Genomic DNA, 8,062 nt, shown 5'->3' on the forward strand with positions numbered 1-8,062 from the left:
CTTCGTTTTTAAACTCCATCATACTACCACTCCTTAAATACTATACCCCTATAGAGTATGATACAATTATATCATCTTTCTCTTTATAATACAATTCCAGCTTTAATTTACTATACCATCACTATATCTTATATAACTTAACTACATATGTGAAATGATTTTTATTGAAACTACTTAATTTTAGAAGAATTAAATTTCTCTATTTAAAAAATTTATTTTAGATCTTTAAATGCTGTTATATTTTTCTTGCAACAGGTTAACTTAGGATTCAAAATTTCTTTTTCTAAGACTTCCTAGTATTATTATAACTATTGCACTGAATATTTACTCCTCAATTAATAATTTAATAAAAATAAATTTCATCATATTTCATGAAATTTTAATTCTATGACCTTCTACCTGTATTTTAACTAATTAAAATGGGATTTATATTATTTTATTATTAAATAAAAATATTTAATAAGTCACTTTATTTTAATTATTTATAGTAAGAGAATAGCTCCCCGCTAGAATATGATCTTGACTTATAAAAACAATGAGATTTGTAGCTATTTACATTGGTTTTATAAATTAATATATGGGTCAAGTACATATTTTAACGAAGAGCTATAAAATATATGTGTTTTATACTTAAAATTATATTTTTATAATTAACTTTTTAAAAAGCCCAATTTCCATCGTTAAATACTGAAATTTTCTCTCCATTAAATGTTTCTCCCTCAATATTCAAGTCCTTTGATCCTACCATAAAATCCACATGAGTTAATGAATCATTTACTCCTTGAGCTTTCTTTTCATCTTCAGTCATATTTTCATAATCTTCTACACAACTTGAATAAGCTTTTCCTAATGCTAAGTGACAAGAAGCATTCTCATCAAATAAAGTATTAAAGAAAATTATATTTGAATTAGATATTGGAGAATTATGTGGTACTAAGGCTACCTCTCCTAGGTAATGGGATCCTTCATCAGTCTCTATTAAATTCTTTAAAACATCATAGCCTTTTTCCGCTGTAAAATCTACTATTTTTCCTTCTTTAAAATAAAGAACAAAATTATCTATTATATTTCCTCCATAGATAAGAGGCTTAGTACTCTTTACATGACCATTTACTCCAGTTTTTAGTGGAAGAGTAAACACCTCTTCTGTTGGCATATTAGCTACAAAATTCACTCCATTTTTAGTTGAATCACTTCCTCCAAGCCACTTATGATTCTCTGAGAATTCTATGGTTAAATCTGTGCCTTCAGATTTGTAGTGAAGATACTTAAACTTTTTCCCGTTAAGAAAAGCTCTTTTTTCCTTTAAGTTATTTAAATGCTCTTCCCAAGCCTTTACTGGATCTTTTTTATCTGCTCTTACTATCTTTAATATATTATCCCAAAGCTTTTCCACTGCTTCTTCTTCATTTAATTCCGGGAATACCTTTTTAGCCCAAGCCTTAGTAGGTACTGATATAACGGCCCATTGACCATTATCTCCCATTAAAAAGTCCGAAAACTCTTTAAAAGCTATACTATTTGCCTTACTTGCTGCTGCTACCTTTTTAGGATCTACATCCTTTAAAAGCTCTGGATTTCTAGCAGATATACTTAAAAAAGCTGCTCCTTCATCTTTAGCCAAAGCTACCTTTGATAAAGGTGCCCAGTTGGGAACCTTAGAAAAACTCTCCTCTGGTGCATTGTTATATTTAATTAATGTTAGTTCATCATCTACATAATCCACTACTACATTTCCTGCTCCAGCTTCATAAGCTGACTTTGCTATAGCACGTACAAAATCTATACATTCTAGTGGTGAACTTATATGTAGGGTTTGATTCTTTTGAATATTAATCCCACATCTCACAGCTAAATCTGCATACTTTTTTAATAGTTCATTATTCATAAAATATTGCCCCCTCGTATATATTATTTAAAGGATTCTACTACTATATAGATAATATTAAATCCTTATATTTATATTCTAATATTATTTCTATAATTATATCATAATACATGGAAAGATCTTAGTTATATTTTTCATATATTTTATATGTTGTAGTAAAAAATTCCTTACATCTAATACTTTAATGACATTACTCATAGAGTGATTCCTTAATCCACTTAAAACTAAAATATACTTATACATATTAATGTTTATAATAGAAATTTAATATAATAAAACACAGTATGTAGTTTCTACTACATACTGTGTTTTCATACTTTAATTATTTTAATTTACTAATTCTCTTCCTTAGAAGAAATCTCTATCTTTTTTATTCCAAGGTCTACAAGTTGATTTTCATCAACATTTCCTGGAGCCTCTGTTAAAGGACAGAAAGCATTTTGGTTTTTAGGGAATGTTATAACATCTTTTATATTATCAGTACCTGCAAGGAACATCACCATTCTATCAAGACCAAAGGCTAATCCACCATGTGGTGGTGGTCCAAATTTAAAGGCCTCAAGTAAGAATCCAAATCTTTCCCATGCAGATTCACTAGTAAATCCAAGAACATTAAACATCTTCTCTTGAAGATTTGTATCATGAATTCTTATACTTCCTCCTCCAAGCTCTTCTCCATTTAGAACAAGGTCATAAGCCTTAGCTCTAACTCTTCCTGGATCACTATCTAAATACTCTATATCCTCATCCATTGGCATAGTAAATGGATGGTGAGCTGCAAAATATCTTCCTTCATCCTCATCATATTCAAGAAGAGGGAATTCAGTTATCCACACAAAGTTAAATTCATTTTTATCTTTTATTAAGTCAAACTTTTTAGCAAGTTCTAATCTTAAAGCTCCAAGAGATGAGAATACTACTGAGTTTTTATCCCCAACTATAAGTATTAAGTCTCCAACTTCAGCTTCTGCCTTTTCTATTATAGCCTTCATTTCTTCTTCTTTTAAGAACTTAGCTATAGGAGATTTTATTTCTTCTTCTTTATATTGAATCCATGCAAGACCCTTAGCCTTGTATGTTTTAACAAACTCTCCTAATCTATCTATATCTTTTCTTCCCATGGAAGCTCCACCTTTAAGGGTTAAACAACGTACAGAACCACCATTGCTTAAAGTATCAGCAAAAACCTTAAAATCTGAAGTTTTAACTGCCTCACTTAAGTCCTTTATTTCCATTCCAAATCTTAAATCTGGCTTATCACTACCGTACTTTTCCATAGCCTCTTTAAAAGGCATTCTCTTTATAGGTAGGCTTATTTCATGACCTAGGACTTCTTTAAATACATGAGATATAAGGGCTTCATTAAGTGCCATTACATCATTTTGCTCAACAAAAGACATTTCAAGGTCTATTTGAGTAAACTCTGGTTGTCTATTTGATCTTAGGTCTTCATCTCTAAAGCACTTAACTATTTGGAAATACTTATCATATCCAGATACCATAAGTAGTTGCTTAAATAATTGTGGTGATTGAGGAAGAGCATAGAACATTCCAGGATAATTTCTACTTGGCACTAAATAGTCTCTTGCCCCTTCTGGAGTACTCTTCGTAAGCATTGGAGTCTCCATCTCAAGGAAACCTTCTCTATCTAAAAAGTCACGAACAGCCTTAGTTGCTCTATGTCTTATTTTAAAAATATTTTGCATATCTGGTCTTCTAAGATCTAAATATCTATATTTAAGTCTTATAGCCTCAGAAGCATCTAAGTCTTCCTTTATATATATTGGTGGCGTTTCAGACTCTGAAAGTATTTTTATACTCTCTCCCTTAAGCTCTACAATTCCTGTAGGCATATTAGGATTTACTGATTCTCTTTTAACCACTTCTCCAGTTACAGCTATACAATATTCTGACTTTACAGTATCAGCCTTAGTAAAGGCTTCGGAATTTATTGCATCTCCAAACATTACTTGAAGAATTCCTTCTCTATCTCTTAAGTCAACAAATATTAATCCTCCAAGGTTTCTTTTTCTTTGAACCCATCCCATTACAGTGATTTTTTCACCTATATTGGATTCTCTTACGTCACCGCACATTATAGTACGCTTAACACCATTTAGTGCTTCGCCCATAACTACTCCTCCTAGCTTTACTTTTTAATTATTTCAACTAACATATTTAGATTAGTTAAATCCACTGAAAAAACTTCTCCATCACTCATTCTCTTAAGATTTGCCTTTTTATTATTAAGCTCATCTTCTCCAAGGATCATGCTATAAAGAGCTCCCATTTTGTTAGCATACTTCATTTGAGCTTTAACGCTCTTTTTCATATGATCCCCTTCACATTTTACTCCAAGTTTTCTTAAGTTGTAAACTATATTAAAACTCTCAAGATTTGCGGCCTCTCCCATAGATCCTATATAAAGTTCTAAAAGATTTGGCTCTTCTATTTCTATTCCCTCTCCTTCAAGAGTCATAAGAAGTCTCTCAAGTCCCATACCAAAGCCTACCGCTGGCATCTCTGGTCCACCTATTTCTTCTATTAACTTATCATATCTTCCTCCACCACAAACTGTAAGTCCTTTATTTATAATTTCAAACACAGTTTTAGTGTAGTAATCTAGTCCTCTAACTATATATGGATCTACCTTAAAATCTATCCCCATAACAGCTAAATACTTCTTTAAAGTTTCAAAGTGATCATTACACTCCTCACATATATAATCTAAAATCACAGGAGCTTCTTTAGTTATTTGTTTACAGGTTTTCTCCTTACAGTCTAGTATTCTCATAGGATTTCTTTCAAATCTTGATTTACAAGTTTCACATAACTCTTCATAGTTACTACCTAAAAATTTGTTAAGAGCCTCGTTATATAACTTTCTACACTTAGGACATCCAATGCTATTTATATTAAGTTCTAATCCCTTAATACCAAGTTCATTAAATGCTCTCATTGCTAAAGATATAATCTCAGCATCCATTGAGGCTTCCTTAGATCCAAAAATTTCAACGCCAAACTGATGATGTTGTCTTAATCTACCCTTTTGAACATTTTCATATCTAAACACTGGAGTAAAATAATACATCTTTGTTGGTTGAGTATCTGCATAGATAGAGTTTTCTATAAATGCTCTAACTGTCGGTGCTGTACCCTCTGGCTTTAAGGTTATGCTACGCTGTCCCTTATCTTCAAAGGTATACATTTCCTTTTGAACAACATCTGTAGTTTCCCCCACCCCTCTTAAAAATAGCTCTGTATGCTCAAACATAGGAGTTCTAATCTCTCTTATTCCATATTCTTTTGATAAACTTCTAAGTTTATTCTCTACATAATGCCACTTGTAACTATCCTTTGGTAGCATATCCTTAGTCCCTTTTGGGGCTTGCATTTTTTCCATTACTATCCCTCCTATTATAAAATAAATCTTATTAAAAATTATGCTTATACATATTTATAAACTTAATCTACTCATAACTTAACTCCAAATTACTATATATGAGGAACTTCAAGATTTCACATACTTTATTTTCTTTCAAATATAAAGTCTTTAGATAAGTATTAATTTGTTCTCTTTAGATGAGACTCTTCCATATATCTATAATACCTAAGAGGTATATAAGGTATTAAGTAATTCTTTTTTCTTATCTACCATCTCTTCAATTCTTTTTATATACTCCCTAACATCTTTCACGTTAGCAAATCTTTCTATCCTATTTTCATCTAAAAATACAACTTTGGAAACACCATCTGCCCCTAAGGCAATTATGGTTTGTCTTTCTTCTATAATTTGAATATTATAGATTCCTTCTTTACCTTTTATGGCATACCCTACATTCTCCATGTTTCCTACCATATTTTTTTGTCTATACATGTAGTAAGGACTCATACCTAACTCTTTACCTAGATCCTTAGTCAAATCATACATAGAGTTTAATTCTCTCTGGCTAGGAATTATAAGAGTTTTATTATGGCAAATATCTTCATAAAGTCTTGATGCCCTTTTTACTGACATACCATGGACAGTTAAAGAGTCAGGTTTTAATTTTAAAATCTCTTCATATGACTTTTTAACATGATCTAAATTTTCTCCTGGAAGCCCCACTATAAGATCCATATTTATATTATCAAATCCCATATCTCTAGCTTCTTTATAAACACTTTTAACAAGCTCCACAGAATGGTTACGTCCTATGGATTTTAAAGTTGAATCATTCATAGTCTGAGGGTTTATGCTTATTCGATTAACCTTAAAGTCTTTCATGGTTTTAAGCTTATCTAGGGATATACTATCTGGTCTTCCACATTCTACATTAAATTCTTCTACGTCTTTGTCTACTATAAGATTATTATATATTTCTCCCATTAAATATCTAAACTCTTCATCATTTATAGCTGTTGGAGTTCCTCCTCCAAAATACACACACTGGAGCTTTAAATTTTTCTCCTCTATATATGCTGCAATCTCTCTTATCTCATATATAAGTGCATCTAAATAAGGTTTAACTAAAGGCTTATTTCCCCCTATAGGATTAGCTGTAAAGGAGCAATATACACATCTTGTTGGACAAAATGGCATTCCTATATATACACTTATAAAATCCTTAGAAGTATTTATAAACTTGTCTTCATATATAGCTATATCTATGCAAAGCTTTGCCTTTTCTCTACTTGCTAGGTACTTTTCTTTAAAATACTCTATTATTTCTTCTTCATCTTTTCCTTCTTTTAACATGGATAGTGCTATCTTACTTGGTCTTATCCCAACTAGAGTTCCCCATGGAAGAGGTTTATCCATAATAGATTTAAAATAATTAAATACAGCCTTTTTAATATCACTCTTTACATCCTTTGAAATAGGGTAAGTTTTTTCTAAATCCTTACCCTTAATTTCTATACTATGAGAGTCTATATTTATATAATAATCTCCATCTTCCTTTGTGAAATCTATCTCCTCAAAACTATGATAAAGATTTATTATCTGATATATATCATACCTAAACTTTTCTTCATTTAATACTACCTTAACCATTTTTTCTCCTACTATCTTAAGAATGGATTACTTCTCTTCTCATTACCTATAGTACTCATAGGTCCGTGTCCACTATGCACTTTAGTTTCCTCCGGTAAAACTAAAAGGTGATATTTTATACTATCTATAAGTTCACCATAGTTTCCTCCTGAAAGATCTGTTCTTCCTATAGAACCATAGAAAAGACTATCCCCTGTAAATACATTATCTTCAATAACAAAGCTTACCCCTCCTGGAGTATGACCTGGAGTCTCTAAAACTTTTACCTTTATTGACCCTAATGTTATTACCTCTCCATGTCTAACGGAAAAGTCTGCTCTTTTATCATTGAAACTACCATATATATAAGTACCATTTATCATAAGCTCTTCATCTTTATGACTTAGATATACAGGTACATCATACTCTTCTTTAAACTCTAAAACTCCACTTACATGGTCTACATGCCCATGGGTTAAAATTATTCCTCTTACATTTCCTCTAAGCTTCTTAACTTCTTCTATTATATCATCTGCATCTCCACCAATATCTATTAGGATTATATCTTTTGTATTCTCATCCATAACAATATAACAGTTAGCAGCATATACTCCAGCTGGTATTCTCTTTATAATCATATAAACCCCTCCATTAAAAAGTTTTTTTGCTCTCTAAAAGTAAAGTTACAGGTCCATCATTTTCAATAGACACCTGCATATCTGCCCCAAATATTCCTTTCTCTACTTTTAATCCACTCTCCCTACACTTTTCAAGAAAAATCTCATAAAGTCTTTCAGCTTCATCTCCCCCTAAAGCCTCTATGAAACTTGGCCTTCTTCCACGTCTACAGTCTCCATACAAAGTAAATTGGGAAACTACTAATAGTTCCCCTTTTACATCAAGTAAAGATAAATTCATCTTATCATTCTCATCAGTAAAAACTCTAAGGTTTATTATTTTATCCACTAAGTATTTAATATCATCTTCTGTATCCTCTTTATGGATTCCAAGTAGTACATTGAAACCTCTATTTATTTCTCCAACTACTTCACCTTCAACAACTACTTTAGAATTTAAAACCCTTTGAACTACTGCTCTCATATCTTCACTTCCCTTTTTAATTTTTAACTCTATATACTTCTATTACACCCTTTACCTTC

Annotated in this window: 6 protein-coding genes; all 6 read right to left on the reverse strand. The window is 31.3% G+C overall.

Annotated features, from left to right (window positions below):
• Nucleotides 1-658: 658 nt before the first annotated feature.
• Nucleotides 659-1,888 (reverse strand): aminopeptidase, encoded by a 1,230-nt coding sequence (locus AB2369_RS09070; RefSeq protein WP_367666162.1) that lies wholly within the window; start codon nucleotides 1,886-1,888, stop codon nucleotides 659-661.
• Nucleotides 1,889-2,223: 335 nt separating this feature from the next.
• Nucleotides 2,224-4,020 carry an aspartate--tRNA ligase gene (gene aspS, locus AB2369_RS09075; RefSeq protein WP_367666163.1) on the reverse strand — a complete coding sequence of 599 codons (1,797 nt, stop codon included), beginning with the start codon at nucleotides 4,018-4,020 and terminating at the stop codon, nucleotides 2,224-2,226.
• 17 nt (nucleotides 4,021-4,037) lie between these two features.
• The gene (hisS, locus tag AB2369_RS09080) at nucleotides 4,038-5,291 is read right to left on the reverse strand and encodes a histidine--tRNA ligase (RefSeq protein WP_367666164.1); all 1,254 of its coding nucleotides are present in this window, start codon (nucleotides 5,289-5,291) and stop codon (nucleotides 4,038-4,040) included.
• Between the two features lie 207 nt (nucleotides 5,292-5,498).
• Nucleotides 5,499-6,923, reverse strand: a complete 1,425-nt coding sequence (locus tag AB2369_RS09085; protein ID WP_367666165.1) for a coproporphyrinogen III oxidase — start codon at nucleotides 6,921-6,923, stop codon at nucleotides 5,499-5,501.
• 11 nt (nucleotides 6,924-6,934) lie between these two features.
• Complete coding sequence (locus tag AB2369_RS09090) at nucleotides 6,935-7,540, reverse strand: MBL fold metallo-hydrolase (protein WP_367666166.1); 606 nt, start codon at nucleotides 7,538-7,540, stop codon at nucleotides 6,935-6,937.
• A 13-nt stretch (nucleotides 7,541-7,553) separates the two neighbouring features.
• Entirely contained in the window at nucleotides 7,554-8,003 is a 450-nt protein-coding gene (dtd, locus tag AB2369_RS09095; RefSeq protein ID WP_367666167.1) for a D-aminoacyl-tRNA deacylase, read from the reverse strand.
• Between the last annotated feature and the right edge of the window lie 59 nt (nucleotides 8,004-8,062).

It is taken from the genome of Clostridium sp., from assembly GCF_040797585.1.
In the GTDB taxonomy this organism is placed as follows: domain Bacteria; phylum Bacillota; class Clostridia; order Clostridiales; family Clostridiaceae; genus Clostridium_Z.

What these genes read in the sequence shown, in the direction of transcription:
- AB2369_RS09070 (WP_367666162.1), bottom strand. Translation starts at nt 1,888, where the DNA reads ATGAATAATGAACTATTAAAAAAGTATGCAGATTTAGCTGTGAGATGT.
- aspS (WP_367666163.1), bottom strand. Translation starts at nt 4,020, where the DNA reads ATGGGCGAAGCACTAAATGGTGTTAAGCGTACTATAATGTGCGGTGAC.
- hisS (WP_367666164.1), bottom strand. Translation starts at nt 5,291, where the DNA reads ATGGAAAAAATGCAAGCCCCAAAAGGGACTAAGGATATGCTACCAAAG.
- AB2369_RS09085 (WP_367666165.1), bottom strand. Translation starts at nt 6,923, where the DNA reads ATGGTTAAGGTAGTATTAAATGAAGAAAAGTTTAGGTATGATATATAT.
- AB2369_RS09090 (WP_367666166.1), bottom strand. Translation starts at nt 7,540, where the DNA reads ATGATTATAAAGAGAATACCAGCTGGAGTATATGCTGCTAACTGTTAT.
- dtd (WP_367666167.1), bottom strand. Translation starts at nt 8,003, where the DNA reads ATGAGAGCAGTAGTTCAAAGGGTTTTAAATTCTAAAGTAGTTGTTGAA.